Source organism: Polaromonas sp. P1_A2, assembly GCF_056406895.1.
Genome location: NZ_JBFTZI010000002.1, coordinates 586699 through 611466 on the forward strand (window position 1 = coordinate 586699; position 24768 = coordinate 611466).

Annotated in this window: 24 protein-coding genes; 8 read left to right on the top strand and 16 right to left on the bottom strand. The window is 63.0% G+C overall.

Annotated features, from left to right (window positions below; translation table 11 throughout):
- Nucleotides 1–42: 42 nt before the first annotated feature.
- Both ompR and AC1D09_RS09755 read left to right on the top strand, forming a co-directional pair.
- Nucleotides 43–792: an osmolarity response regulator transcription factor OmpR gene (ompR, locus tag AC1D09_RS09750; protein ID WP_074575082.1), complete on the top strand. Its 750-nt coding sequence runs from the start codon at nt 43–45 to the stop codon at nt 790–792.
- Between the two features lie 10 nt (nt 793–802).
- Nucleotides 803–2119, top strand: a complete 1317-nt coding sequence (locus tag AC1D09_RS09755) for an ATP-binding protein (protein ID WP_477663643.1) — start codon at nt 803–805, stop codon at nt 2117–2119.
- Nucleotides 2120–2211: 92 nt separating this feature from the next.
- On the opposite strand, the gene AC1D09_RS09760 is transcribed toward AC1D09_RS09755, so the two are convergent.
- Complete coding sequence (locus tag AC1D09_RS09760) at nt 2212–2886, bottom strand: porin family protein (protein WP_477663644.1); 675 nt, start codon at nt 2884–2886, stop codon at nt 2212–2214.
- Nucleotides 2887–3139: 253 nt separating this feature from the next.
- The gene (locus tag AC1D09_RS09765) at nt 3140–3775 is read right to left on the bottom strand and encodes an NADPH-dependent F420 reductase (RefSeq protein ID WP_477663645.1); all 636 of its coding nucleotides are present in this window, start codon (nt 3773–3775) and stop codon (nt 3140–3142) included.
- 106 nt (nt 3776–3881) lie between these two features.
- Between AC1D09_RS09765 and AC1D09_RS09770 the strand changes: the two genes are divergently transcribed.
- The 6 genes from AC1D09_RS09770 (at nt 3882) to AC1D09_RS09795 (ending at nt 10306) form a co-directional block, all read left to right on the top strand.
- Nucleotides 3882–4811, top strand: a complete 930-nt coding sequence (locus tag AC1D09_RS09770; RefSeq protein WP_477663646.1) for a LysR family transcriptional regulator — start codon at nt 3882–3884, stop codon at nt 4809–4811.
- Between the two features lie 83 nt (nt 4812–4894).
- Entirely contained in the window at nt 4895–5809 is a 915-nt protein-coding gene (locus tag AC1D09_RS09775) for a ketopantoate reductase family protein (protein WP_477663647.1), read from the top strand.
- Nucleotides 5810–5984: 175 nt separating this feature from the next.
- Complete coding sequence (locus tag AC1D09_RS09780; protein WP_477701030.1) at nt 5985–6737, top strand: SDR family oxidoreductase; 753 nt, start codon at nt 5985–5987, stop codon at nt 6735–6737.
- A 232-nt stretch (nt 6738–6969) separates the two neighbouring features.
- Nucleotides 6970–7374, top strand: a complete 405-nt coding sequence (locus tag AC1D09_RS09785) for a cupin domain-containing protein (protein WP_477701031.1) — start codon at nt 6970–6972, stop codon at nt 7372–7374.
- A 310-nt stretch (nt 7375–7684) separates the two neighbouring features.
- Nucleotides 7685–8497, top strand: a complete 813-nt coding sequence (locus tag AC1D09_RS09790; RefSeq protein ID WP_477663650.1) for a formate/nitrite transporter family protein — start codon at nt 7685–7687, stop codon at nt 8495–8497.
- Nucleotides 8498–8560: 63 nt separating this feature from the next.
- Complete coding sequence (locus AC1D09_RS09795) at nt 8561–10306, top strand: bifunctional protein-serine/threonine kinase/phosphatase (RefSeq protein ID WP_477663651.1); 1746 nt, start codon at nt 8561–8563, stop codon at nt 10304–10306.
- A gap of 8 nt (nt 10307–10314) precedes the next feature.
- On the opposite strand, the gene AC1D09_RS09800 is transcribed toward AC1D09_RS09795, so the two are convergent.
- The 14 genes from AC1D09_RS09800 to AC1D09_RS09865 all read right to left on the bottom strand — a co-directional run bounded on the left by AC1D09_RS09800 (nt 10315) and on the right by AC1D09_RS09865 (nt 24768).
- A complete protein-coding gene (locus AC1D09_RS09800; RefSeq protein ID WP_477663652.1) occupies nt 10315–10815 on the bottom strand; it encodes a hypothetical protein in 501 nt (166 codons plus the stop codon).
- 177 nt (nt 10816–10992) lie between these two features.
- Nucleotides 10993–12072, bottom strand: a complete 1080-nt coding sequence (locus tag AC1D09_RS09805; protein WP_477663653.1) for a Bug family tripartite tricarboxylate transporter substrate binding protein — start codon at nt 12070–12072, stop codon at nt 10993–10995.
- A gap of 440 nt (nt 12073–12512) precedes the next feature.
- Complete coding sequence (locus tag AC1D09_RS09810; RefSeq protein WP_477663654.1) at nt 12513–12974, bottom strand: EVE domain-containing protein; 462 nt, start codon at nt 12972–12974, stop codon at nt 12513–12515.
- 21 nt (nt 12975–12995) lie between these two features.
- Nucleotides 12996–13511, bottom strand: a complete 516-nt coding sequence (locus AC1D09_RS09815) for a hypothetical protein (protein ID WP_477663655.1) — start codon at nt 13509–13511, stop codon at nt 12996–12998.
- A gap of 110 nt (nt 13512–13621) precedes the next feature.
- Nucleotides 13622–16765, bottom strand: coding sequence for a P-loop NTPase (locus AC1D09_RS09820; RefSeq protein WP_477663656.1), 3144 nt, complete (start codon nt 16763–16765; stop codon nt 13622–13624).
- A gap of 488 nt (nt 16766–17253) precedes the next feature.
- Entirely contained in the window at nt 17254–17928 is a 675-nt protein-coding gene (locus tag AC1D09_RS09825) for an alpha/beta family hydrolase (protein ID WP_477663657.1), read from the bottom strand.
- A gap of 189 nt (nt 17929–18117) precedes the next feature.
- A complete protein-coding gene (locus AC1D09_RS09830; RefSeq protein ID WP_477663658.1) occupies nt 18118–18273 on the bottom strand; it encodes a hypothetical protein in 156 nt (51 codons plus the stop codon).
- 117 nt (nt 18274–18390) lie between these two features.
- Nucleotides 18391–18600, bottom strand: a complete 210-nt coding sequence (locus tag AC1D09_RS09835) for a hypothetical protein (RefSeq protein WP_477663659.1) — start codon at nt 18598–18600, stop codon at nt 18391–18393.
- 20 nt (nt 18601–18620) lie between these two features.
- A complete protein-coding gene (locus AC1D09_RS09840) occupies nt 18621–19898 on the bottom strand; it encodes an amidohydrolase family protein (RefSeq protein WP_477663660.1) in 1278 nt (425 codons plus the stop codon).
- A gap of 11 nt (nt 19899–19909) precedes the next feature.
- Nucleotides 19910–20647, bottom strand: a complete 738-nt coding sequence (locus AC1D09_RS09845; protein ID WP_477663661.1) for a GNAT family N-acetyltransferase — start codon at nt 20645–20647, stop codon at nt 19910–19912.
- The gene (locus AC1D09_RS09850) at nt 20647–21579 is read right to left on the bottom strand and encodes an ABC transporter permease (protein ID WP_477663662.1); all 933 of its coding nucleotides are present in this window, start codon (nt 21577–21579) and stop codon (nt 20647–20649) included. Before AC1D09_RS09850 ends, AC1D09_RS09845 begins: the two co-directional genes overlap by 1 nt.
- Before the next feature lie 135 nt (nt 21580–21714).
- Nucleotides 21715–22776, bottom strand: coding sequence for an ABC transporter permease (locus AC1D09_RS09855; RefSeq protein WP_477663663.1), 1062 nt, complete (start codon nt 22774–22776; stop codon nt 21715–21717).
- Complete coding sequence (locus tag AC1D09_RS09860; RefSeq protein ID WP_477663664.1) at nt 22773–24350, bottom strand: ABC transporter ATP-binding protein; 1578 nt, start codon at nt 24348–24350, stop codon at nt 22773–22775. The genes AC1D09_RS09855 and AC1D09_RS09860 overlap by 4 nt, the downstream gene beginning before the upstream one ends.
- On the bottom strand, nt 24325–24768 hold the full coding sequence (locus tag AC1D09_RS09865) for a VOC family protein (protein ID WP_477663665.1): 444 nt from the start codon (nt 24766–24768) through the stop codon (nt 24325–24327). Before AC1D09_RS09865 ends, AC1D09_RS09860 begins: the two co-directional genes overlap by 26 nt.

Genomic DNA, 24768 nt, shown 5'->3' on the forward strand with positions numbered 1-24768 from the left:
TATGCTTGTTTCCAAGGCGTTTTTGCGGACGGGGCCATCACCATGAGCGAGCCTCTGGCCCGGGTCCTGGTGGTCGACGATGAGGCCGACCTGCGCAGCCTGCTGCAGCGCTACCTGGGCGACCAGGGCTATGCCGTTCGCACGCTGGAAGACGCCAAGACCCTGGACACCCTGCTGGCGCGTGAGCGCTTTGACGTGCTGGTGCTCGACGTGATGATGCCGGGCGAAGACGGCCTGGCGGTGTGCCGGCGCTTGCGCGCCCAGGGCGAAACCATTCCCATCGTCATGCTCACCGCCCGCGGCGACCCGGTGGACCGTATCGTCGGGCTGGAAATGGGCGCCGACGACTACCTTCCCAAGCCCTTCAACCCGCGCGAACTGCTGGCCCGCATCCAGGCGCTGGTGCGCCGCCAGCGCATGCTGGGCGCGCACAGCGGTCCGCTGCCCGGCCGGGGCACGGTGCGCTTCGGCGACTTCACCCTGGCGCTCGATGCGCGCCGGCTGGACAAAAACGGTGAGGACGTGCCGCTCACCACCGGCGAGTTCAGCCTGCTGCAGGCGCTGGCACTGCATCCCAACCGCCCCCTGGGCCGCGACAGGCTGATCGAGCTGGCCTACGGCCGCGACCACGAAGCCACCGACCGCAGCATCGACGTGCAGGTCATGCGCCTGCGCAAGCTGATCGAAGCCGACCCGTCGCAGCCGGCGCACATCCAGACGGTGTGGGGCGTGGGTTATGTGTTTGTGCCCGAAGGCGGCGCGGCCAGACACGGCAAGGCGGGCAAGCCATGAGGGTTTTGGCATGACGCTATTCCCGCGCAGCCTGTTCGGGCGCAACGTGCTGCTCATCGTGGTGCTCGTGGTGGTGGGCCAACTGGCCAGCGCGCTGCTGGTGCGCCAGCTGATCGTCAAGCCACGGCTGGCGCAGCTGTCGGTGGCGGTGGCGCGCAACGTCGGCGCCATCCGCGCCGGCCTGGCCGCCATGCCGCCGGCCCAGCGCGAAGCCTTTGTGGCGCAATTCAATCGCCGTGCCATGCAGGGCGTTGCCGACGACGGGGAGGGCGGCGGCCGCGGCCAGCGCCTGCTCCTGAGCCGGCTCGAGCGGCGCTTCGTCAATGAAGCCTCACGCGGCATTGCGCTGGAAGGCGAGGGCTCCGAAATCATCTGGCGCCGCGAAGCCGGCGGCAGCCTGGCGGTGCGGCTGCGCCTGGACGGCGCCGACCATTGGGTCACCTTGCCCGGCGTGCTGCCGGCGCGCGAATTCACCGGCGCATGGATCGCGGCCTCGCTCACCAGCGCCGTGCTGGCTTTGCTGGGCGCGCTGCTGATCCACCGCCACCTGAACCGGCCCCTGCGCCGCGTCGTGGCTTCGGCGCACACACTGGCCGGCGGCGGCAGCCCCCAGCCGCTGCCTGAAGACGGCCCCACGGAAATCGCCGACCTGAGCCGCAGCTTCAACCAGATGGTGCGCAGCCTGGCCCAGGCCGACGACGAGCGCGCGCTGATGCTGGCGGGGGTGTCGCACGACCTGCGCACGCCGCTGACCAAGCTGCGCCTGGGCATAGAGATCCTGCGCGACAAGGCCGACGAAGAACTCATGGCCCGCATGACACGCGGCGTGGAAGAAATGGACGCCATCATCGGCCAGTTCCTGGACTTTGCCCGCAGCACCGAAAGCGAAGCGCCGGAGCCCGTGTCGCTGGATGCGCTGGCGGCCGAGGTGGCGGCCGCCTCGGCCGGCCAGGGCATGCCGGTGGCGCTGGAGGCCGGCAACGCGCCGCCCGTGCCCCTGCGCCCGCGCGCGATGCGCCGCGTGCTCGCCAACCTCGTCGAAAACGCCTGGCGCCACGGCCTGCCGCCGGTCGCGATCGCCACCGGCAGCTCGGGCGATTCGGTCTGGATAGAGGTGACGGATCACGGCGCCGGCATTGCCGCCGCGCAGGCCGAAGCCTTGAAGCAGCCTTTTCGCCGCGCTGAAAGCACGCGCGGCGGCCCGCCCGGCGCCGGGCTGGGCCTGGCCATCGTGGACCGCATCGTGCGCGCGCATGGCGGCAGGTTTGAACTGCTGCCGGCCGCCAGCGGCGGCCTGTGCGCCCGGATCAGCCTGCCGCGGGCCTGAGGCCGCGCTTGCCAACGATAAAAACAAAAAGGCCGGCACGCAGGCGCCGGCCTTGGGATCACCCTGCCTTCAGGGTGTTTTCAAAAATACGCTCAGAGGAAGTGGTAGCGCAGGCCGAAGTTGACCTGGTTCACCGCGCTGCTGCCCGTAGAGGACGTGCCCACGCGGTTGTAGCGCACCAGCTCCGCCGTTGCATCCACATTCTGCGAGATGGCGTAGGCCACGCCGGCGCCCAGCGCCAGCGAGGTGTTGGAGCCCGTCGTCGAGACGTTGGCGGTGCTGCCGGTGGCCGAAGCGGTATCCAGCGAGGTGTGCCATTGCTCGACACCCGCGCGTCCGTAAACCGACCACTGCTTGTCGAGCGGCGCGATGCCCAGCACATGCAGGCCGAAGCCGTGCGCCTTCCAGGTGCCCGAGGCGCTGTCCGCCGCCGGCGAGGCGATGGCCGACTGCAGGTCCGTCGAGCCTATGCGGTCATAGCTGGCCTCGAAGGCCAGGTTGGGATTGAGGCGGTAGCCCAGCCGCAGGCCGCCCGAGGTGCCCGGCGTGCCGGTCGAGGTGCTGCTGCCCAGCCCCTGGTTGGTCAGGGCGCCGTCAACGCTGCCGCCCAGGCCGGGCGCGCGGCTGGCGGCGATATTGCCGCCGATGTAAACATCCTGTGAGTTTGCCGCCAGCGGCGCCGCCTGTGCCGGTTGCGCCAGTGCGGCGCCCAGGGACAGCGCGGCGGTGGACAGCCACAACAATTTGGATGAATAGGTGAACTTCATGTTTTCTCCGGAAAAAGCCGGCGCATGGCGCCGGCAGCTTCTGACCTGCCTGGGCGGGCAACAAGTGCCCTTGTTCAGCCCAGGCCGCGCAGGACCCTGCGCACCGCCATTGAGCGATGGCCGGGTATAGCGGCGGTCTAGCACCGGTAAACCAACGGTAAAAAAATTGTGACTTTACGCAAGGCGGCGCGCCGGCCGGTGTGATCCGTCAGCGACAGGTCAGTCCTCAACCAAAGGCCAAAGGCCGATGGCCTCAGCCCAGATGCACGAGGTTCAGAATCGCCAAGGGGCCACCCGGGAATTGCGTCATGCGCCCACCCGCGGCCAGCGTGCCCAGGTCTATGCCTGAGAACCCGAGCTGATTGATCAGTGCGGCCACGGTCGCTTTTGCCTGGGCATCGTCGCCCGCGTAAAACAGCGCGCGTTTGCCGCCTTCGGTAGCCGGGTCGCCGGCCAGCAGCTCGGCCATCAGGTGGTTGAAGGCCTTCACCACGCGCGCCCCCGGCACCCGTTCGGCAAACACCTCGCTGGAAACGCGGCCCTTCAGGTCGATGGGCGTGAGCGCGGGTATTTCGACCGGGTTGTTGGCGTCGATGACGACGCGGCCGCCAAAGTCAGGCAGGCCGGCCAATGCGGTGGGCAGGCTCGTCCAGTTGACTGCTACCAGCACGATGTCTTTCGCCGCAGCTTCCTTGACGGTGCCGGCGTGGATGGTGGGGCCGAGTTCGCGCACCAGGTCTTTGAGGGAGTCCGGGCCGCGGCTGTTGGACAGCGTGGCATGGATGCCCTTGCCCGCCAGGGCCCTGGCAAATGAAGAGCCGACAGCGCCCGCGCCGATGATGCCGATGGTGGGTGTGGTGGTGGTGCCGGTGTTTGAGGGGGTAGCCATAAATTCACTCCTGGGTTGTTGATGGGTGAATGATGGGATTTGGATTGCCTTTTGATAAGGCGGTAATCGATTGAATTATCTTCAAGCATTAATTTAAGATGCGGCAATGGAAACCCTGGCCAACCTCGAGTCCTTTGTGCGCAGCGCCGAAAGCCGCAGCTTCTCCGAGGCGGCTCGGCGCCTGGCGCTGACGCCCGCGGCCGTCAGCCGCAATGTCGCCATGCTGGAGCGCAACCTCGGCGTGCGGCTGTTCCAGCGCTCCACGCGCAAACTCACCCTGACCGAGGCCGGCGAGCGCTTCCTGGCATCGATTGGCGGCAACCTGGACGCGCTGCAATCCGCGATCGCCGGCATCTCCAGCGACAGCGGCGCCCCCGCGGGCCCGCTCAAGGTCAGCATGTCGCCCACTTTTGGCACCGAGTACATCGTGCCCCTGCTGCCGGCCTTTCTGGCCCGCTATCCGCTGGTACGCCCCGATTGGTACTTTGAGAACCGGCCTGTCGATCTGATCGGCGAGGGCTACGACGCCGCCATTGGCGGCGGCTTCGAACTGTCGCCCGGCGTGGTGTCACGCCCTCTGGCTCCAGCCCATCTGGTTGCGGTGGCCTCACCGGCCTTCATGGCCGGCCGCCAGCCGCCCACCGACCCGGCGGGCCTGGCCGGGCTCAGCGGCATTGTCATGCGTTCCAGCGCCACGGGCCGCATCCGGCAATGGGTGATGCGCGACGCGGCCGGCGCCGAAATGCCCGTCAACCAGGCCGAATCGGTGGTGATGAACGATCCCTCCGCCATGCGCTCTGCTGCATTGCTGGGCCTGGGCGTGAGCCTGCTCACCATGCCCGACGTGCTGCCGCAGCTCGAACGCGGCGAGCTCGTGCGCCTGTTGCCGCGCTGGTATGTGGATGCGGGCGCCATCTCGATTTACTACGCCACACGCAGCCAGATGCCCGCCAGGACCCGCGCTTTCATCGACTTTGTCGCTGAAGCCTTCGAGCGCGGGCAACTGGGCCGGCGCTTTGCCGGCAGCCTGGGTTAGGGGATCCATCGCGTCGCCAGCAGACGCAGCGGACTTCCACCACAATCGCTGTCTTCACATCTCCCTCGCATCAGAAGGCAGTCATGACCCAATCCCTCAAAGTCGCCGTGATGGGCGCAGGCGCCGTCGGTTGTTATTTCGGCGGCATGCTCGCGCGCGCCGGCCATGAGGTCGTGCTGGTCGCGCGGCCCCAGCATGTGGCGGCCATTGAGCGCGACGGCCTGCGCATGGAAACCCGCATGTTCGACGAGCATGTGCGTCTGGCCGCCAGCAGCGACCCGGCTGCTGTCAAGGGCGCCGACCTGGTGCTGTTCTGCGTCAAGTCCACCGACACCGAATCGGCCGGCGCGCTGATGCGGCCGCATCTCAAGCCCAACACCCTGGTGCTGTGCCTGCAAAACGGCGTGGACAATGCCGACCGCCTGCGCGCGGTGCTGCCCGAAACTGCCGTGGCCGCCGCCGTGGTTTATGTCGCCACCGAAATGGCCGGCCCCGGCCACCTCAAGCACCATGGCCGTGGCGACCTGGTGATCGAGCCTTCTGCCCTCAGCGACAGCGTGGCGCAGGCTTTGATGGCCGCCGGCGTGCCCACCGAGATCTCGGCCAATGTGCGCGGCGCGCTCTGGGCCAAACTTATTCTCAACTGCGCCTACAACGCCGTGTCGGCCATTGCCCAGCTGCCTTACGGCAAGACGGTGCAGGGCGTTGGCGTCATCGACGTGATGCGCGACGTGGTCGCCGAATGCCTGGCGGTCGCCAAGGCCGAAGGCGTGCAGGTGGCCGGCGACGTGCACACCGCCGTCGACAAGCTGGCCGGCAGCATGCCCAACCAGTACGCTTCCACCGCACAGGACCTGGCGCGCGGCAAGCCCACCGAAATCGACTACCTCAATGGCCTGATCGTCAAGCGCGGCGAGGCGTTGGGCGTGGCCGTGCCCGCGAACCGGGTGTTGTGGGCCATGGTGAAACTGCTTGAAGGAAAAACCGCCGCGGCCTGAGCGGCTCCTTGCAGGCGCAGCTCGACGAATGACTCCTTGCCCCAGGGGGGGGCGGGGCAAGAGAAATGGCAAGGGCAGGGCGCTGGCGTCACAAACCGGCAGCGTCAATCGTCATAGAGGCAGGGTGCTCAATTTCGAGCCACTCCACCTCTACCCTTGACCAGGAAGTACACACATGAAAATCGTCGTCATCGGAGGCTCAGGCCTCATCGGAAGCAAGCTCGTCAACAATCTTCGCGCGCGCGGCCATGAGGCCATCGCGGCCTCGCCGGCGTCCGGCGTCAACACGCTCACCGGCCAAGGGCTGGCCGAGGTCCTTGCGGGCGCCCATGTGGTGGTCGACGTGGCCAATTCGCCCTCGTTTGAAGACAAGGCCGTGCTGGAATTTTTTGAAACCTCGGGCCGCAACCTGCTGGCGGCCGAAGCGGCCGCCGGTGTTTTACACCACATCGCGCTTTCCGTCGTGGGTACCGACAAGCTGGTGGAAAGCGGTTATTTCCGCGGCAAGATCGCCCAGGAAAAAATCATCAGGGCCAGCAGCATCCCTTACACCATCGTGCATTCCACCCAGTTCATGGAATTCCTGGGTGGCATCGCCCAGTCGGGCACCGAGGGGCAGACGGTGCGGCTGTCGCCGGCCTTTGTGCAACCCATCGCGTCGGACGACGTGGCCGCCGCGATGGCCGACTTCACGCTGGGCGCGCCGGCCAACGGCACGGTCGAGATCGCCGGCCCGGAAAAAGTTCGCCTCCCGGACCTCGTCCAGCGCTTCCTGACGGCAAGCAATGACCCGCGCAAGGTCGTCGCCGACCCGCAGGCACGCTACTTCGGCGCCGCGCTCAAGGACGACACCCTGGTGCCGGCCGGCAAGGCGCGTTTGGGCGCCATAACTTTCGAGGACTGGTTCAAATCCCAGCCCGCGAAATAAGCCGCTACTCCTTCCCCCTCTGGGGGAAGGCTGGGATGGGGGCTCCCCGGTGCCTGTTCCACGCCGGCCTCGCAATCGGTCGCCGCTGGCCCCCATCCCTACCTTCCCCCAGCGGGGGAAGGAGCAAGAGTGAGGGCAGGGCGCCGGTGTCACAAACCGGCGCCGCCAATCGTCATAAGGGCAGGTGCACCTCAATCCCGAGCCACCCCCGCAACCCTATGAAGAAGCCATCATGAACAAGACCTGTGTTTCCCTGTTTCTCGCCAGCGCCGCCTTGCTCGCCCAGCCCGCCATGGCCGCCGGCCCCGAGGGCGTGACCGTCAAGCCGGTCATGGCCAAGGACCTGTCCGATCTTCCCGGCAAGGAAGGCCTGATGATCACCGTTGATTACGCCCCCGGCGCCGCCGACCCGGTGCACCGCCATCACGCGCATGCCTTTGTCTATGTGCTTGAAGGCTCCATCGTGATGCAGGTCAAGGGCGGCAAGGAAGTCACCTTGACGGCCGGCCAGAGCTTTTATGAAGGTCCCAAGGACATCCATACCGTGGGCCGCAACGCCAGCACCACCCAGCCCGCGAAGTTCCTGGTGCTGTTGCTCAAGAAGAAAAAAGCCGAGGTGCTGGAGCTGGTGAAGTAGGCACCAAAATGTTGAGCCGGTCCCGATCGGTGCACGCATTTGGGGCGACGCATGCAGGTTGCCGGCGCATGGCGGGGTAAAAAAGCCGGTTTCAGGCCGCAATCCCAGCGGCACAGTAGTTGCTTTGAGTGATCCGCCCGGCTAATGACGGCCGGGCACGGCGCGGCCTATCTCTATGTAGGGGCCGTTGCCCGGCGGATCAATGGATAACGACGTCCACTTCCAGCCTCCCACTTTGGGGGCGCCTGGGGGTGGATTTTTTTTGGCCTTTTCTTTTTTAAGGCCGGTAACCCAAAAACTCGAGGAACGTATGGCTTATCTAGTGCCTTCGGAATTTGTGACCAAGATGGTGGACGCGGGGGAGTCCAAGATATTCATGTCCACCCGCGACACCGTTATCCGGGCCTATATGGCCGGCGCCATCCTGGCCCTGGCGGCCTGGTTCGCCGTCACCATCAATGTGCAGACCGGCCAGCCCCTGCTGGGCGCCGTGCTGTTCCCGGTGGGTTTTGTCATGCTCTACCTGTTCGGCTTTGATTTGCTGACCGGCGTGTTCGTGCTGTGCCCGCTGGCGCTGATCGACAAGCGCCCGGGCGTCACCCTCAAGGGCGTGCTGCGCAACTGGGGCCTGGTCTTTACCGGCAACTTCCTGGGGGCGTTCACGGTGGCCGTGATGATGGCCATCTACGTCACCAACGGCTTCTCGACGGAGCCCAGCGCGGTTGGCAAGGCCATAGGCGTGGTGGGCGAGAACCGCACCCTGGGCTACCAGAAGTACGGCGCCAACGGCATGCTCACGCTCTTTGTGCGCGGCATGCTGTGCAACTGGATGGTGTCGGCCGGCGTGGTCGGCGCGATGATTTCCACCCAGGTCAGCGGCAAGGTGATCGCCATGTGGATGCCCATCATGCTGTTTTTCTACATGGTGTTCGAGCACTCCATCGTGAACATGTTTCTGTTCCCCTCGGGCCTGCTGCTGGGCGCGCACTTCACCATCATGGACTACCTGATCTGGAACGAAATTCCCACGGTGCTGGGCAACCTGGTGGGCGGCCTGGCTTTCACCGGCTTGACGCTGTATGCCACGCACGTTAAAACCGGACCGGCTCGTAACTTCAAATAATCCGCTTCCACAACAAAAGCCCTCGCGCAGGCCAGTTGCGCGAGGGCTTTGTCGCCACCCCCTATGTCCTCTGAACTGAAGATCTCTGCAGGCCAGTATTCGGACAAGGGCCGCAAGGAAAGCAACCAGGATTTCCACGGCATCTACGTGCCGCAGGAGCCGCAGCTCAGCGCCAAGGGCATCGCCATCGCGCTGGCCGACGGCATCAGCAGCAGCGCCGTCAGCGACGTCGCCAGCCAGTACGCCGTCACCGGTTTCCTGGAAGACTATTACTGCACCTCGGAAGCCTGGTCGGTCAAGACATCGGCCGAGCGCATCCTGAGCGCCACCAACTCCTGGCTGCATGCGCAGACGCAAAAAAGCCCTTACCGCTACGACAAGGACAAGGGTTATGTGTGCACCCTGAGCGCCATGGTCATCAAGTCGGCCACCGCGCATATTTTTCATGTCGGCGATTCGCGCATCTACCGCCTGCGCGGCAAGGCGCTGGAGCAACTGACCCGCGACCACCGCGTGTGGATCGCCCAGGGCCAAAGCTACCTGGGCCGCGCGCTGGGCTTCAAGCCCCAGCTGGAAATCGACTACCAGACCCAGCAGGTGGAGCAGGGCGACCTCTTTTTGCTGGCCACCGACGGCGTGTACGAACACGTGACCGAGCACGACATGGCCGGCATCATCCGCCGCCATGCCGATGAGCCAGAGGGCTTGGACCTTGCGGCCAGGTCCATCGTCGACAAAGCCTTTGAACGCGGCAGCGGCGACAACCTCACGGCCCAGATCGTGCGCGTCGATGCGCTGCCCCGCCGTGAAGCCGGCGAGATGCTGCAGCAGCTCTCAGGCCTGCCGCTGCCGCCCATGCTCGAGGCCAGGACACAGTTTGACGGCTACACCATTGTTCGCGAAGTGCAGGGCAGCAGCCGCAGCCATATCTACCTGGCGACCGACAACGACAGCGGCGCGCTCGCCATCCTTAAAACGCCCTCTATAGACCTGGGCGGCGACCCGGCCTACCTGGAGCGCTTCCTGACCGAAGAGTGGATCGCCAGGCGCATCAACAGCGCCCATGTGCTCAAGCCCCATGTGCCGACCCGCAAGCGCCACTATGTGTACGTGGCCACCGAATACATAGACGGGCAGACGCTGGCCCAGTGGATGATTGACAACCCCCGGCCCGCGCTGGAGTCGGTACGCGGCCTGGTCGAGCAGATCGCCAAAGGCCTGCGCGCCTTTCACCGGCTGGAGATGCTGCACCAGGACCTGCGGCCCGAGAACATCATGATCGACAACACCGGCACCGCCAAGATCATCGACTTCGGCGCCACCCGCGTGGCCAGCCTTGCGGAGCTTGACGGTCCCGGCGGGCGGGATGACATCCTGGGCACGGCCCAGTATTCAGCGCCCGAGTATTTCCTGGGCGAGGGCGGCACCACCCGCTCCGACCTCTTCTCGCTGGGCGTCATCACCTACCAGATGCTGACCGGGCGGCTGCCCTATGGCGCCGAAGTCGCCAAAAGCCGCACCCGCGCCGCGCAAAACCGGCTGCGCTACGACTCCGCGCTGCGCGACGACCGCGAGATTCCGGCCTGGATAGACGATGTGCTGCGCAAGGCCGTGCACCCCGACCCGGCCAAACGTTATGGCGAGCTGTCGGAGTTTGTGTACGACCTGCGCCACCCCAACCGGGCTTTTATCCACAAGACGCGCCAGCCCTTGCTCGAGCGAAACCCGCTGGCCTTCTGGCGAGGGCTGGCGCTTATCCTGGCCGTGGTCATTGTGGTGATGCTGGCCCTGAAATCGACGACCGGTTAGCCCGGGTCTTAACGGATGCCGCCGTAGTCCGCCAGCAGTCCTGGCAGCGCCCGGTCGGCGATCTGCAACTGCTCGGGGCTGAACTGGGCCAGCAAGACTTGCGCGGTGGCATCCAGTGTGGCCAGCATGTTGGAGCGCCTTTGCGCGTCGGCCAGCAAATACTGGAAGGCGTCTTTCGCGGTTTGCTCATCCACGATGCGCGGGCCGGCCGGGCCGCTGGTCGCCATGTCCAGGAAACGCCCGCGGAAATTCTCCCAGGCCGGGCCCTGCTCGCGGGTGATCTGCAGCGCCACCCGCAGGTCAAACAGCCGGCGGCTGACCTGCTCCCAGCGCGACTGCACGCGCGGCGCCTGCGGGCCTTCCGCCTGCGCCTCGCCGGGGCGATGGGGGCGGGCGCCCCCGGTGTTGTACGGGCCCCCGGTGCTGTATTGGGCATGGCTGGCGCAAGCCAGACCCGCCAGCAGCAGGGCGGCGGCCCCGGCTCGCCAGTGTGCCGATGAAATATGCATGTCCTCTTCCTGTGGTTGCTGCGCGGCCTTGCGCGCCCCGCCTATTTTCAGGACGCTTGCGCGTCCGGCAGGTAGTGCTTCGGTAAAGCACAAGTAAACCACAGGCCGTGGGGCGGCCCCGGCCGGCGGGGCCAGGGCTCAGGAAGGGAAGGGCGCAGGCCGCCGCTCAACGGCCGCTCAGCTGTCCGCCCGTATACCCCGCAGCATGATGATGCCGCCCAGGTTGCGCGTGTCGGCGCGCATGCGGGTGCGCAGGCCTTCGGCCGTGGAGGGCGCCGGCTGCCAACCCACCGTGATCAGGCGCTGGCGCGTGTCGCCGGTCTTGAGCGCGTCTATCACCGCCGCGCCCAGCTTGTCGCGCACCGCGGCCGGCAGCGAAGCCGGGCCGGCCAGCGCGGTGAAGAGCTCCATGTCCGCGCCCATGATGCCCACCTCGCGCAGCGTCGGCAGTTCGGGCGCCAGCATGCTGCGCTGCTCCGAGGTCACGCCTATGACCTTCATCTTGCCGGCCTTGACCTGCTGCATCGCCAGGCCAGGCGGCAGCAGCGCCGCCTGCAGCTGGCCGCCCAGCATGGCCGTGATGATCTGCGGGTTGCCGGGGTAGGGCACATGCATCACGCCCAGGCCGCCGCTGCGGCTCTTGATCAGCTCCATGCCCAGGTGGCCCGGCGTGCCCGCGCCTGGCGAGCCGTAGTTGGCTTTGTCGCCCTGGTTGCGCAGCCAGGTCAGCCACTCCTGCGGCGTGCTGCCCTGCGCGAAATTGCTCACCACCAGCACCATGGGTGTCGTGCCTATCAGCGCGATGGGCGCCAGGTCCACGGCGGGGTCGTAAGGCGCCATCGGGTTCAGCAGCTTGGCGATGGTCAGCTGGCTGTTGTTCATCACGCCGAAGGTGTGCATATCGGTGGCCTTGGACACCTGGTCGGCCGCGATGATGCCCGAGGCGCCGGCCTTGTTCTCCACAATCACCGGCTGGCCCAGGGTTTTTGACAGCTGCTCGCTGATGGAGCGCGCCGACAAGTCCTGCACCGAGCCCGGCGGAAAGCCTATCAAGAGGCGTATCGGTTTGGTCGGCCATTCGATGGCCACCGGTGCCGCGGCGGCAGGCTTTGCGGCCACGGGCTTGGCGAGGGCCAGCTTGCCGCTGGCCGCGTTGCCTTGGGGGGAGTTGGCCTGGGCCCAGGCGCCGGACGATGCCGCCGCCAGCAAAGCCGCCTGCATGATGGCCAGCGCGCGCCGTGAGAGAAGTCGTGTCATGAAAAGCCCTCTGTTGGAGTGAAAAAACCTGACCGCTATGGGACTCATGACAAGACAAGTAATGGCAACTGCCGCACCCCGGCATGCCCGCGTGGCCATGCCCGCAGCCAATGCTGCGGGCCGTCCACCGCTCCCCCTCTTGCTGTCAATCCCGCCCCTGTGATGCGAACCATTGTGTTGAGCGGCCCGTGCAACGGTCAACCTGTTAGCCCTGACAGGGTTTGGCGGTTAAAGGGGGTGTGGGCGGGGAGGGCAGGCGTGATGAAACGCTATGTATACAGACGAAATGCCGGCCGGGGCGGCCGGTGTCAGGAATGACAGTGACTAATGGGGCCGCAGCCGGGTTGTGGCGTGTTTGTCACGCGCGAAAGTGCGGGGGGCGATGCCGGTTTTGGTGCACCCTAAGCCATTGGTATGCCCACCGCCCCCGGCATGAAGAACTAAGGCTTAGCGCCCACAATCGCCTTCCAGTGCTTGGGCTCCACCGGCGTGATCGACAGCCGGTTGCCCTTGCGCAGGATGATGAGCTCCTCGAGTTCGGGCCGCGCGCGCAGCTCGGGCAAGGTGATGTTGGGAATCTTTTTCACGACCTGCACATCGACCAGCAGCCAGCGCGGCTCCTCGCGCTTGGACTTGGCGTCGTAATAGGGCGACTTGGTATCAAACTGCGTAGGGTCAGGATAGGCCGTCGACGCCACCCGCGCGATGCCCACAATGCCGGGCTCGGCGCAGCTCGAGTGATAAAACAGCACGCCATCCCCGACCTTCATCCCGTCACGCATGAAGTTGCGCGCTTGGTAGTTGCGAACGCCTACCCAGGGGACCGTCGAGTTTTTTGCCGCGAGTGCGTCATCGACCGAACATTCTTCGGGTTCGGATTTCATGAGCCAGTAGCTTGTCATGGGGAACAGTGGTTTCAAAAATCACGGAAGGTTGGCCGAAATTATTTGATTTACGGTTGCAAGCCTCGTTGCATAGTTTCTCGACGTAATTGGATGAATTGTGAGGTTCGGCACGTTTGCATAGAAGCTCTGAATCTCCTGCGGAATGAGCTCTGCGTGACCGCACCACTTATGCCTCAATAGAAGCATATGCACCTCGTCCTGAGAATATAGCTCGCGAATGATATCGATGGACGTGAAATTTTTGGCACCGTTCTTTACTCGGCTCTCTTTTTCCTTGGTTGGACAGAAGGCAGAGGCAATATAGGCGGGTGCTATCTTCTGCTTTGTGAGTTTGTGAATTCGCTTGTGATACTCCTCGCAGTAACCGCGAAGACCAAGATCATCGTTTGATTTTGGTATCACTAAAAAGCTACAACCACTATTGCGAAACTGATGCAGTCGATGGTGTCGAAACGCGAGGATGCTGAATACATCGGCAAGCATGGTTGTTTTGCCCCAATTGTTGAAGCCTGTGAAAAGAAAGACTTTTCTCATTGTTAGTCCTGCGCGTCTGAATGATAAGAAGTTGTGTGGCCTGTTGACACTGAATTAATACTGGCTACCAAAATGGCGAAATATGAGTAATGTCATGGATCTGTGCGATCTCAATAAACAATCAGGCAGCGTGTCCCAACTGGTCCTCTCATATTGAAGGAAACGCGAAATGAGACCTTGGAGCCATCTCGCAATTTTTCCCAGTCAGCAGTAGAAAAATGTTCTGAGCGCGAGTACACATCAAATCGAAGTTCCGCGCAAGAAATGAAACAATAGCCAGGGCCGCCGGCCTTTACATAGCCAGTGTATGTAATGGGATGTCCTTCTCTGTCTAGCATGCTGCCCTGTATTTTGTTTTTATATAAAGGGGGCATGCGAGCCTCGGCGAGTCGCTTAAACATATGTTGACCAGACTCTCGATCTCCATAGATAAGTTCGTGCCTGGCGTACCAATACTGCGCTTCAAAGTTGGCATCACCATCTGTGTAAGCTCTTTTTAGGTGATATTGAATGTCATTTCTATTGTCGAACTCCCCATCTGCCATTAACAATCGTGCAATTGCTAAGTGGCATTCCTTGTTCGCTGGATTAGCTTGCAGGCAAGCATGAAGAACTTTCAGGGCATCTTCTTTTCTACCAATGGATTTGTAGGTTGCCGCCAACCTGATCGCTATGAACGGGCGCCCTGGATTAGCTGCGGAGGCCTCCTCTAGTGATTGCAAGGTTCGGGGATGGTCCTTCAGAATCTTTGCCAAGTCAGAATCAAGCGTTAAAAGATGCTCATCTCCCGGAAACCGCTGAAGTCCAGTGGAGATCGATTCTTCGATTTGTCGAATCGAGTCGGAAATAGATCGCGAAGCGAGTTCTGTTGGCCGATGCTCAGGTTTTTCGACCGCTTCCGCTCGACCCTTTAACTCATCCAGTAATAATCTGCCGAATGAACTAAATGCGTGAGGAGTTTTGGCGGAACTTTGCAGCTTTTTCAGAATTTGCTTTGCATCCGCGCGATACTTTTCTACTTCGATGGGGTGCGTCGCCTCTAGAGCAAGCCTCCGAAGTACGGTTGCTTTCGTATGTTCAATTGAACGGTCGCGACCGAAGGATAGGTCATGAGCCTCGTCAATGGAGCTCATCGCCGTTTTCATCGAACCGTTGGGGTGATGCAGTTCAAATACTGCAATCTGATGAAGTACGTAACTTTGTGGCGCGCCACTTTCAAGCGCGGCGTCAAATATTTGGCGAACAAGCATTTTGTCTGCAAAAAGTTCTGCTAATGTGCGGCCCCTAATTAGTTGATCGAAAGCGATCGAGTCTGACTCGTAGTCTGTGTCCATGTGTCGGATGATTCGCGTAAGCTGAGCTGCCCTTTCGATTGGGTCTGGTAGCGCTTGTCTAAAAACGAATTCGGCTATAAGAGGATGTCGTGAGCGATAGACATAGTCCCTAGAGCCCGAGTCGAAGTAGCTTTTAACAACGTGCTCAAGCGGGCGAAATAGATCCCTGCTGAAGTACTCAAACGTAATGTCGGAAACACGTGAGACTAGCCCTGCTCGAACCGGAACACCGAGCCGATGGAGAGTACATATATCCAAATAGAGTATTCGTGCTTCGGGAGGCTGGATATGTTCGTACTCGTCGAAAGCAAGATCTTCGAATTTCTTTCCTGTGGTGGCTTCGTGCAGCGCTACCATCAACTGATACTCGGCATGAAGTCTGAAGTGCTCCACTTGACTTGGTCTTGGTAGTTTGGCAAGTTCACCAAGAGCGTTATGCTCAGACAATTTGTTCAGAAGACTGTCAATCTCTCGCTCTGAAAGACTACTAAGCTCATACTCGTCGGTGATGGCGGTCTCGGCTTCAAGTCCTGCCAGATTCCATTCATTTGATCGTGCGCCAATGACTATCCTTAAGGGGAGTCTTCTGCGAAGTGCCTCTTTGTATAAGTATGAAATATCCTTAGTGTGTTTAATGCAGTCATCTACGACAAACACAATAGGTTCTTTGGTTAGCTCAGCGATTTCTAGGATAGCCGTGGGGCGGACGACAGAACCTTCTTTCAGCAAAATCACGCGCGCATCGAAGTCTTTGGCCGCATCCCAAGCGAATCGCCTAAGTAAGACTGTTTTTCCAGATCCTGCATGTCCTTTTACTAATGCAATTGTTGGATTTTCTTTCTCCTTGTTCGACAGAACTATGTCCAAAATTAAGTCGTCTGACATTCTTCGCTTGAAATCGAGTTGTTGTTCAAATGCCCCCCAGTTGAGCGATTTGCCAGAATAAAAATCTCTGGGCTCGACCCCTTCTGTCGCAATTGCCGGCGAAACAACGAATAGCTCTTCCTGTACATATCTAACGACGGCTTGGGAGGGGGCTGCCGATGTCGATAGCCAGGAAGATATTGGCAATGAGCCTGATGAGCGCAATGACGCTAGAACCCGATTGTTTGTGGGTATCGCCGAATTCAATTTGCCTATAAAGTCTTCAAACGTAGTCGCCTCCGGAATGAATTTATGCGCGGACCAATAGCGCTTTGCAATTTCATCCAGAGCGGGATCAACAATGGCGTATGTAGGCCGTCTCACTTTTAAATCAGTGAGATCAAAAAGGATCTGTTGAATATTCGGATCCGAAATGTCATATCCAACAAACACCACCGGTCTTTCTCTTGCCCAATCGGAAAAATGACTGAACAAGCGCTTGCGATTGTTTTGGTGCTTTGCGTATTCCTCGCTTCCCAGAATTAGCGGTAAATTTTCGTCATTGATTGTGTTGATGCAACCATGTAGCTTCAAGTATGGAACGGTGGTGTTGTCTTTTAGGACCTCTGAGAAATTGTCCCCATCACGAATTATTGGTCGCAGCTGTTGTTGTCTGGATTCAACTTGATCGTATGCTCGTTCCACGATTAAGTCGTAGTTTGTTGTCACTATTGCATGCCAACGGAACAAGGGAATAAGTTTGTGAAATGCGGCAGGCTTTAGAGGGCTAAAGAGATCTCGTATGTAGCTCTGCACGTCCGCCAAGCTACTTTCGTATTTCGCGAACTCTGCAACGCGCGGAAGGCTCTTGTCTTTGTGTTTGCCACACAAATACTTGTCGGATAGAAGGTCTCTAAGTTGTGCACCAGTCACAGGTTGCTGGCCTTTATCTCCCACACTTCCGAATGTGGCCCCCGCGCCGAGAAATAGCACGCAGTCTCCTGATTGGATCTTGTCAATCAGGTAGGCATTGAGAAACGAAGTATCTTCGGTCATTGATCCCACCTATTGAATTTGTACTCACCCATAGTTCTCTTTGCTCAGTACCTCTGCCGCCCAATTAGTCGCGACTTTTTCTTAGTCCCTTCAAGCAGTCAGCATGGAGATGAATCCTCTCTATGAAGACGCAAAAAATTACCCCTGTGAATCGAATGCGCGGCCTTGATGCCTTGGTGCTTATGCTTCCTTCATACGGGAATGCTTCTGGCCAGCGTAGGTCCGTCTGATGAGGTAGACCATATCGCTTTGCCAGTATGGATGCATCCGCCTTTTGTAGTAGGAGCATCCTTGGGTAAACCCTTGCACGTAGACAGTAGAGAGCGATTCCTCGTTAGTCAAACCGCAACTCGACCACACCAAGGCCCATCACCTCACCGCGCACCGGCACGTCAAGTGGCGCGGGTAACAGACCGGTGCGTGAGCCCATCGTCACGATCTGCTCTGACCGGCGCTTACATCAGGGGGCTGATGGCCCTCTTGCACCGCTAGCGGTTCGCCATCCACGCAGCCATGGTGTCGCACAATTCCTCGCGCACCTGCGCATCGGTGCGGCCTGAACGCACCAGCACATGGAAGGCGTGGTCGGCGCCCTCCACGATATGCAGGTTGGCCTTGTTGCCGAGCTTTGCCGTGGTTTGTGTGAGCAGGTCCAGATCGGCGAGGCCATCGCGTGTGCCTTGCAGAAAAAGCATGGGCAGCTTGACGCCCGCCAGGTGCGCGGCGCGTTCGATTGAAGGTTTGCCGGCCGGGTGCAGTGGAAAGCCCACCAGCACAAGGCCCTTTACTCCGGGCAGTGGCTCAGCCGCCTGCGCCTGCGTGCTCATGCGCCCACCGTAGGACTTGCCGCCGGCAAACAGCGGCACACCAGGCATATGCCGCGCCGCTTCTGCGACCGCCGCCCGAACCGCCGCATGCGCGACGGCGGGGGAGTCCGGGCGCTTAGCACCTTGTTCCATGAACGGAAAATTGAAGCGCAAGCTGGCAATGGCGCGTTCCGCGAGGCCCTGGGCGATGGACGCCATGAAGGCGTGCTTCATGTCCGCGCCTGCGCCGTGGGCAAACACATAACAAGCCTTGGCGCTGGCGGGCGCCTGTAGCAGGCCGGAAATGGTGCCGCCCGACGCGAGCGCAATGGTCAGTGGAGTGGGGTGTGTCGGCATCAAGGGGAAGTGTGCTGGGATGCGGCTTGTTTTTTCTTGCTCCTTCCCCCTTTGGGGGAAGGTTGGGATGGGGGCCCGCGGCGCGTGACAGCATGGCGGCTTTGGATTGGAGGCCGGTAGCCCCCATCCCTGCCTTCCCCCAGAGGGGGAAGGGGTGAGAGGCGGCCGGGCGGCAAACCGTTTCTCCGCTCAGTGCGCCAGGTCAGCCACCAGCTTGTTGGCGGCCCGAACAGCCTCCTCGCGCGTGGGCCAGGTCCTGTCGCTGTCGTGCAGGGGCGGCAGCGATTCAACGTGTACAACGTCGATATACCAGGGGCCGTCAGGGAAATGGCACAGCCTGGCCATATAGTGCCTGCCGTTTGCGACGCCGGGGACGTATTCCTCAATCGGTTCGGGTTCTTCTTCGGGTACTTCTGGGTTCCTCGGTTTTTTCCAAATCCTGATTATCCGTAAGCCACCGAGCTAATCCTTGAGATCCACCTTGAGTGCTGCGAGCTTTCTGGCGTAGGCATCCCTGCGTTTAGCGGCTTTGTCCGCTGTCTCGACGGCCATCTGGATCGCCTTGGGGCCTTTGGTCGCGACGGTTTTGATCAATCCGAATTTGTGGGCGGCCTCTGCCTGCGCCTTCCTGTAAGTGGCGATGAGCTCGGCATGGGCAGTGGGTGAATTCACAGGGTACTTCTTGACCGGCTCTATCGGGAAGCCACAAAACCAGTCGTCGCCGGCCGGCCTGGCAGCTGCAGTTGCGCCGAGATTTCGGGCGTCTGCGCCAGCAGGCTTCCCTTCTTCCACACCTTCAAGCGATTCGCGCGCAAACGAATCGCCTCCACAGGGTCGCGCGCCTGCAGCAGCACAAAACTCGCATCGCAGCCCACCTCCAGCCCATAGCCCTGCAGGTGCATGACCTTGGCCGCATTGACCGTCACCGCGTCAAAACACTGGCGTATGCCTTTCTGGCTGGTCATCTGCGCCACATGCAGGCCCATGTGGGCGACTTCAAGCATGTCGCCCGAGCCCATGCCGTACCAGGGGTCCATCACGCAGTCGTGGCCGAAGGCGACATTCACGCCGGCCGCCATGAGTTCGGGTACGCGGGTCATGCCGCGGCGTTTCGGATATGTGTCGTGGCGGCCTTGCAGGGTGATGTTGATCAGCGGGTTGGCGATGACGCTGACGCCGGACTCAAAGATCAGGGGCAGCAGCTTGGAGACGTAGTAGTTGTCCATGCTGTGCATCGACGTGCAGTGGCTGCCGTTGACGCGGCCTTGCAGGCCCAGGCGCTGGCTTTCAAACGCCAGGGTTTCGATATGGCGTGACAGCGGGTCGTCGGATTCGTCGCAATGCATGTCGACCAGCAGCCCGCGTTCGGCGGCGATCTCGCAGAGCAGCTTGACGCTGGCCGCGCCCTCGGCCATGGTGCGCTCAAAGTGCGGGATGCCGCCCACCACCTCCACACCTTTGTCCAATGCGCGCTTGATGTTGTCGATACCGCCTTTTGTGCGCAGCACGCCGTCCTGCGGGAAGGCGACCAGTTGCAGGTCTATATAGGGCGCGACCTGTTTTTTGACTTCGAGCAGTGCGTCTACCGCCAGCAGGCTGGGGTCGCTGGTATCGACGTGGCTGCGTATGGCCAGAAGGCCCTTGGCGACGGCCCAGTCGCAGTAGGCGAGGGCGCGTTCCATGAGGGCCTCGGCCGTCAGCAGCGGCTTGAGTTCGCCCCACAGCGCAATGCCTTCAAGCAGCGTGCCGCTTTCATTGACGCGCGGCAGGCCGTAGCTCAGCGTGGCGTCCATGTGGAAGTGGGGGTCGACAAAGGGCGGGCTGAGCAGGTAGCCGCCGGCGTCGACTGTTTCGCGGGCCGGCGCCTGCAGGCCGGCTTCCACGGCCGTGATCTTGCCCTTTTCCACGGCGATGGAGATGCCGCTTCGGCCGTCGGGCAGGGCGGCGTTGGTGATGAGAAGGTCTAGCATGGCGTGGCCTTTCAGCTGCGGTGTTGCTGCGGGTCCGCGGACCAGCGCGCGCGGGGCAGGCGGTAGATGCAGCAGCGCCGTTCGGGACTGTCCGCGGGGTAAGCCCAGTGGTCGAATTCATCCGCAGGGCTTTCCTGCATGCCCAGGCGCTGCATGACGGCGCGCGAGCGGGTGTTGCGCAGTGTTGTCATCGCGACGATCTCCTGCAGGCCCAGGGACTCGAAACCGGCACGCAAGGACAGGCGTGCCGCCTCGGTGGCCAGGCCCAGGCCCCAGAAGCGCTGCGCGAGCCGCCAGCCGACTTCCACGCAGGGGCCGCAAGGAAACTCCGGGTCGGGAATATGCAGGCCGGTAAAGCCCGCGAATTGCGGCGCTGTTGCGCCTTCTGCCAGGTAGTCCATGGCCCAGAAGCCCCAGCCGCGCTCCTCGATCTTGCGGCTCATGCGGTCTATCCAGGCGTCGCTCTGCGCGCGGCTGAGCGGCGCCGGGAAGTGGCGCATGACCTCGGTATCGGCCGTCATGGCGGCAAAGGGCTCGCGGTCGGCGTCGGTCCAGGGGCGCAGCCGCAGGCGCGGGCTGGCCAGCAGGGCCGGCGCGATGACGGTGGCATTGCCGGGCGCCCAGGCTATGGGCTCGGCGTCCAGGCCGCCTGCCAGGGCATCGAGCAGGAGCTGGCGCTCGGCCTGTTTGCGGGCGGTTTTTTCATTGAGGAAAGCCGGGTCTGGGCTTTCTGCTTGGCGCTTGCGCATCAGCGCTCTCCCTTGCGATAAGGTTTCATCAGCGCCTGAGGATACGCCGCCTTGCGCGCCACCAGCACCAGCGCGAGTATGGAGAGCAGGTAGGGCAGCATCAAGTAGATTTGGTAAGGCACGTTGACCAAGCCGGAAGTCTGCAGGCGCAGCTGCAGCGCATCAAAAAAAGCGAACAGCAGGGCGCCCAGCAAGGCCTTGCCGGGCCGCCAGGAGGCGAACACCACCAGCGCCACACACACCCAGCCGCGGCCGTTGACCATGTTAAAGAAAAAGGCGTTAAAGGCCGAGAGCGTGAGGAAGGCGCCTGCCACGCCCATGAGGGCCGAGCCGGCGACGATGGCGGCGGTGCGTGTGGCCGCGACGGAGACGCCCTGGCCTTCGGCGGCCTGCGGGTTCTCGCCGACCATGCGTATCGCCAGGCCGGCCGGCGTGCGGTACAGCAGCCAGGCGACCAGCGGCACCAGGGCCAGGGCCAGCAAGGTGAGCGGGGTTTGCGCGGCCAGCACGCTTAAACCCGTGCCGTCCAGCCAGTGCATGGGCGCAAACGGTGTGACGGTGGGCGGCGTGTCGACCTTGGGGAAACTCACGCGGTAGCCGTAATAACTCAGCGAGGTCGCCAGCAGGGTAATGCCCAGGCCGGCGACATGCTGCGACAACGCCAGGCCCACGGTGAGAAAAGCGTGCAACAGGCCGAATACCGCACCGGTCAGCGCCGCCACCACCACGCCCAGCCACAGCGGTGCGCCGCCATAGACGGCCAGCCAGCCGCTGAAAGCGCCCGCGACCATGATGCCTTCGATGCCGAGGTTGAGCACACCGGCGCGCTCGCAGAGCAGCACGCCCAGGGTGCCCAGGATGAGCGGCGTGGCGATTCTCAGGACGGCAATCCAGAAGGGCGCGGCCGCCAGAATATCCAGGAGATCAGACATGGCCGCTCCCCGCAAATAAACTCCCTCCCCCGCTGGGGGAGGGCAGGGGTGGGGGCCGGCGGCCGTGTGGGTGCGAGCAGCCCCCATCCCAGCCTTCCCCCAGCGGGGGAAGGAGCAAATACGGGTGCAAATGCTTCATTTGATCCGCACCCTGTACTGCGTCATCAAGGTCGCCACCAGCACCGAAATCAGCGAAGCCGCGACGATCACATCGGCAATATAGGTGGGCACACCGACCGCGCGGCTCATGGTGTCGGCACCTACCAGCACCCCGGCCACAAACACCGCGGCGGCGACCACGCCCAGGGGGTTGAGCGCGGCCAGCATGGCAATCACGATGCCGGTGTAGCCGTAGCCGGGCGACATGTCCAGGGTGACATAGCTGGTGCGGCCGGCCACCTCGATGGCGCCGGCCAGGCCGGCCAGCGCGCCTGAAAGCAGGGCCACCAGCACCACGGTGCGCGCGACGGGCACGCCGGCAAAGGCGGCCGCCCGGGTGTTGGCGCCCATGGCGCGTATGTCAAAACCCAGCACGGTGTATTTGAGCAAAGCCCACAGCGCCACGGCCAGGCCCAGGGCCCAGAACAGGCCGGTGTGTATGCGCGTCTGTTCAATCAATTTGGACAGCTCCAGCTCGCCCATCAGCGCCACGCTTTGCGGCCAGCCCATGGCGGTCGGGTCTTTCATGGGGCCGTCCAGCATGGCCGAGACAAACAGCAGCATCACAAAATTGAGCAGCAAAGTGGTGACGACCTCGTCGACGCCCAGCCGCGCCTTGAGGAGCGCCGGCCCGAGCAGCAGCAGGGCGCCGGCCAACGCGGCGGCCAGCGTCATGAGGCCGAACAGCAGCCAGACGGGCAGCCCAAAACCCGTGCCGCCATGCAGGCCGCCCACGGCCACGGCGGCCAGCGCGCCGGCATACAGCTGGCCCTCGGCGCCTATGTTGAAGAGCCGCGCCTTGAAGGCCACGGTGGCGGCAAGGCCGGTCAGGATCAGCGGGATGGCGCGGGTCAGGGTTTCGCTGAGCGCAAAGACCGAACCAAAGCCGCCCTTGAACAACAGGCTGTAAGTCTGCCCCAGCGGCGCGCCCGCCCACAGCACCAGCAGCGCGCTGACCAGCAGGGTGAAGGCGATGGCTGCTATGGGGGCCAGCAGCAGGGCGACTTTGGAGGTTTCGGTGCGTTTCTCCAATCTCATGGCTGCACCTCGTGGGCGGCTTGGGCGCCTGCCATGGCCAGGCCTATGGCCTCTCGCGTCCAGGCTTCGCCGGGCAAGGCCTCGGTGAGCCGTCCCGCGTGCATCACGGCCACACGGTCGCCCAGTGCGATGACTTCGTCGAGGTCGTCGGAAATCACCAGCACGGCCGCTCCGGCATCGCGCGCGGCAATCAGCTGCTGCTGCACATAGGCGACCGCGCCTATGTCCAGGCCCCAGGTCGGCTGGTGGGCAATGATGAGCCGGGGTGGCTGCGCTGTGGCTTCGGTTGTGGGAGAAACCAGCGCCCGCCCGAGGATCAGCTTTTGCATATTGCCGCCCGAGAGCGACCTGGCTGCCGTCTGCGGCCCGCCGCCGCGCACGTCAAACTCGCGCACAATGCGCGCCGCATGGGCTTGCGCGGCCTGGCGCTTGACCCACAGCGCCCTGGAAAACGCCGGGCTGCGCAGGCGTTCCGATACGGCGTTTTCCCAGACGCAAAGGTCGCTGACCACACCCACGCCATGCCGGTCTTCGGGGATGCGCGCCACGCCTTGGGAAACCAGCCAGGCGGGCGAGGCTTTTAAAGGTTGGCCCTGCAAGGTCACCGTGCCCCGGCTGGCCTGGCGCATGCCGCACAGCAGCTCGGCCAGCGCGAGCTGGCCGTTGCCCGAGACACCGGCAATCGCGACGATTTCGCCGGCCCTGAGCTGCAGCGAGACGCCGTCCAGCCGGTCACGGCCCGCGTCGGCCGTGCTGACGGCATCCAGTGTGCAGACCGCCGCGCCCGTGGCCGGCGCGGGCCGGCGCTGCGTGGCCGCGACGGCATGGCCCACCATCCATTGCGCAAGCTGCGCCTGGCTGGTGCCGGCGGCCGGCGCCTGGGCCACGAGCTTGCCGGCGCGCAGCACGGCCACGCGCTGCGAGACACGCAGCACCTCGGCCAGCTTGTGGCTGATAAAAATGATGGACAGGCCCTGGCCCACCATCTGGCCCAGGGTGTCGAACAGCGCCTCGCTTTCCTGCGGTGTCAGCACGGCCGTGGGTTCGTCGAGGATCAGGATGCGCGCGCCGCGGTACAAGGCCTTGAGGATCTCGACGCGCTGGCGCTCGCCGACAGAGAGGCTGCCGACCCTGGCATCCGGCGCCACAGGCAGGCCAAAGCGCTGCGCCACCGCCATCAGCCTGGCGCGCGCCGCGCCGCGGCGCGAGAACAGCTGCCACAGCGGCTCGCTGCCCATCATCACGTTGTCGAGCACGCTGAGGTTGTCGGCCAGCGTGAAATGCTGGTGCACCATGCCTATGCCGGCCTCGAGCGCCGCGCGCGGGTTGCCGGGCGGCAGCGGCTTGCCGAAGATTTCTATGCGGCCTTCGTCGGCCGTGTAGTGGCCGAACAAAATGGACACCAGGGTGGACTTGCCGGCGCCGTTCTCGCCGAGCAGCGCGAGGATTTCGCCGGCCTGCAAGTCCAGCGAAATCGCGTCGTTGGCGAGCAGCGGGCCGAAGCGTTTGCTGATGTTGGCAAGTCGCAGCACCGGCGGCTGGGTGTTCTCAGCCGGGGGATGTCCAGTGGTCATGCCGGTCACGCCGCTCCTGGCGGTAGTTGGTGATTTCCAGACGGAGGCCATCGGGGTCGCTGAAGAAGGTCGCCCAGTAGTCCGGTGCGTATTCGCCGTGCTGGTGCGGCTCGCTGGCGTTGATGCCTGAGGCCTGCAGCAGCCGGGCGCATTCGACCACGTCTTCGACCGTGTCCACGCGCAGGCAAAAGTGGTGAAGGCCGGGCGAGTAGGGGTCGTGCGCGGCTTGGGAGCGGGCCGGCCGCAGGACATAACCGAAGTAGCGGTTGAAATACTGGATGTGCGGGTCACCGCCAATCGTGAAGGTGTTTTTGCGGCAGCGGAGCACCGTCAGCATGAGTTTGTCGTAGAACGCTTCCGACGCTGCCATGTCGCTCACGGCGATGTAGATGTGGTCGATCCCGGTGAGTTCGGGCAT

Excerpts from the sequence above, each read along its gene's own strand:
- ompR (WP_074575082.1), top strand. The coding sequence starts at position 43 with ATGAGCGAGCCTCTGGCCCGGGTCCTGGTGGTCGACGATGAGGCCGAC.
- AC1D09_RS09755 (WP_477663643.1), top strand. The coding sequence starts at position 803 with ATGACGCTATTCCCGCGCAGCCTGTTCGGGCGCAACGTGCTGCTCATC.
- AC1D09_RS09760 (WP_477663644.1), bottom strand. The coding sequence starts at position 2,886 with ATGAAGTTCACCTATTCATCCAAATTGTTGTGGCTGTCCACCGCCGCG.
- AC1D09_RS09765 (WP_477663645.1), bottom strand. The coding sequence starts at position 3,775 with ATGGCTACCCCCTCAAACACCGGCACCACCACCACACCCACCATCGGC.
- AC1D09_RS09770 (WP_477663646.1), top strand. The coding sequence starts at position 3,882 with ATGGAAACCCTGGCCAACCTCGAGTCCTTTGTGCGCAGCGCCGAAAGC.
- AC1D09_RS09775 (WP_477663647.1), top strand. The coding sequence starts at position 4,895 with ATGACCCAATCCCTCAAAGTCGCCGTGATGGGCGCAGGCGCCGTCGGT.
- AC1D09_RS09780 (WP_477701030.1), top strand. The coding sequence starts at position 5,985 with ATGAAAATCGTCGTCATCGGAGGCTCAGGCCTCATCGGAAGCAAGCTC.
- AC1D09_RS09785 (WP_477701031.1), top strand. The coding sequence starts at position 6,970 with ATGAACAAGACCTGTGTTTCCCTGTTTCTCGCCAGCGCCGCCTTGCTC.
- AC1D09_RS09790 (WP_477663650.1), top strand. The coding sequence starts at position 7,685 with ATGGCTTATCTAGTGCCTTCGGAATTTGTGACCAAGATGGTGGACGCG.
- AC1D09_RS09795 (WP_477663651.1), top strand. The coding sequence starts at position 8,561 with ATGTCCTCTGAACTGAAGATCTCTGCAGGCCAGTATTCGGACAAGGGC.
- AC1D09_RS09800 (WP_477663652.1), bottom strand. The coding sequence starts at position 10,815 with ATGCATATTTCATCGGCACACTGGCGAGCCGGGGCCGCCGCCCTGCTG.
- AC1D09_RS09805 (WP_477663653.1), bottom strand. The coding sequence starts at position 12,072 with ATGACACGACTTCTCTCACGGCGCGCGCTGGCCATCATGCAGGCGGCT.
- AC1D09_RS09810 (WP_477663654.1), bottom strand. The coding sequence starts at position 12,974 with ATGACAAGCTACTGGCTCATGAAATCCGAACCCGAAGAATGTTCGGTC.
- AC1D09_RS09815 (WP_477663655.1), bottom strand. The coding sequence starts at position 13,511 with ATGAGAAAAGTCTTTCTTTTCACAGGCTTCAACAATTGGGGCAAAACA.
- AC1D09_RS09820 (WP_477663656.1), bottom strand. The coding sequence starts at position 16,765 with ATGACCGAAGATACTTCGTTTCTCAATGCCTACCTGATTGACAAGATC.
- AC1D09_RS09825 (WP_477663657.1), bottom strand. The coding sequence starts at position 17,928 with ATGCCGACACACCCCACTCCACTGACCATTGCGCTCGCGTCGGGCGGC.
- AC1D09_RS09830 (WP_477663658.1), bottom strand. The coding sequence starts at position 18,273 with ATGGCCAGGCTGTGCCATTTCCCTGACGGCCCCTGGTATATCGACGTT.
- AC1D09_RS09840 (WP_477663660.1), bottom strand. The coding sequence starts at position 19,898 with ATGCTAGACCTTCTCATCACCAACGCCGCCCTGCCCGACGGCCGAAGC.
- AC1D09_RS09845 (WP_477663661.1), bottom strand. The coding sequence starts at position 20,647 with ATGCGCAAGCGCCAAGCAGAAAGCCCAGACCCGGCTTTCCTCAATGAA.
- AC1D09_RS09850 (WP_477663662.1), bottom strand. The coding sequence starts at position 21,579 with ATGTCTGATCTCCTGGATATTCTGGCGGCCGCGCCCTTCTGGATTGCC.
- AC1D09_RS09855 (WP_477663663.1), bottom strand. The coding sequence starts at position 22,776 with ATGAGATTGGAGAAACGCACCGAAACCTCCAAAGTCGCCCTGCTGCTG.
- AC1D09_RS09860 (WP_477663664.1), bottom strand. The coding sequence starts at position 24,350 with ATGACCACTGGACATCCCCCGGCTGAGAACACCCAGCCGCCGGTGCTG.
- AC1D09_RS09865 (WP_477663665.1), bottom strand. The coding sequence starts at position 24,768 with ATGCCCGAACTCACCGGGATCGACCACATCTACATCGCCGTGAGCGAC.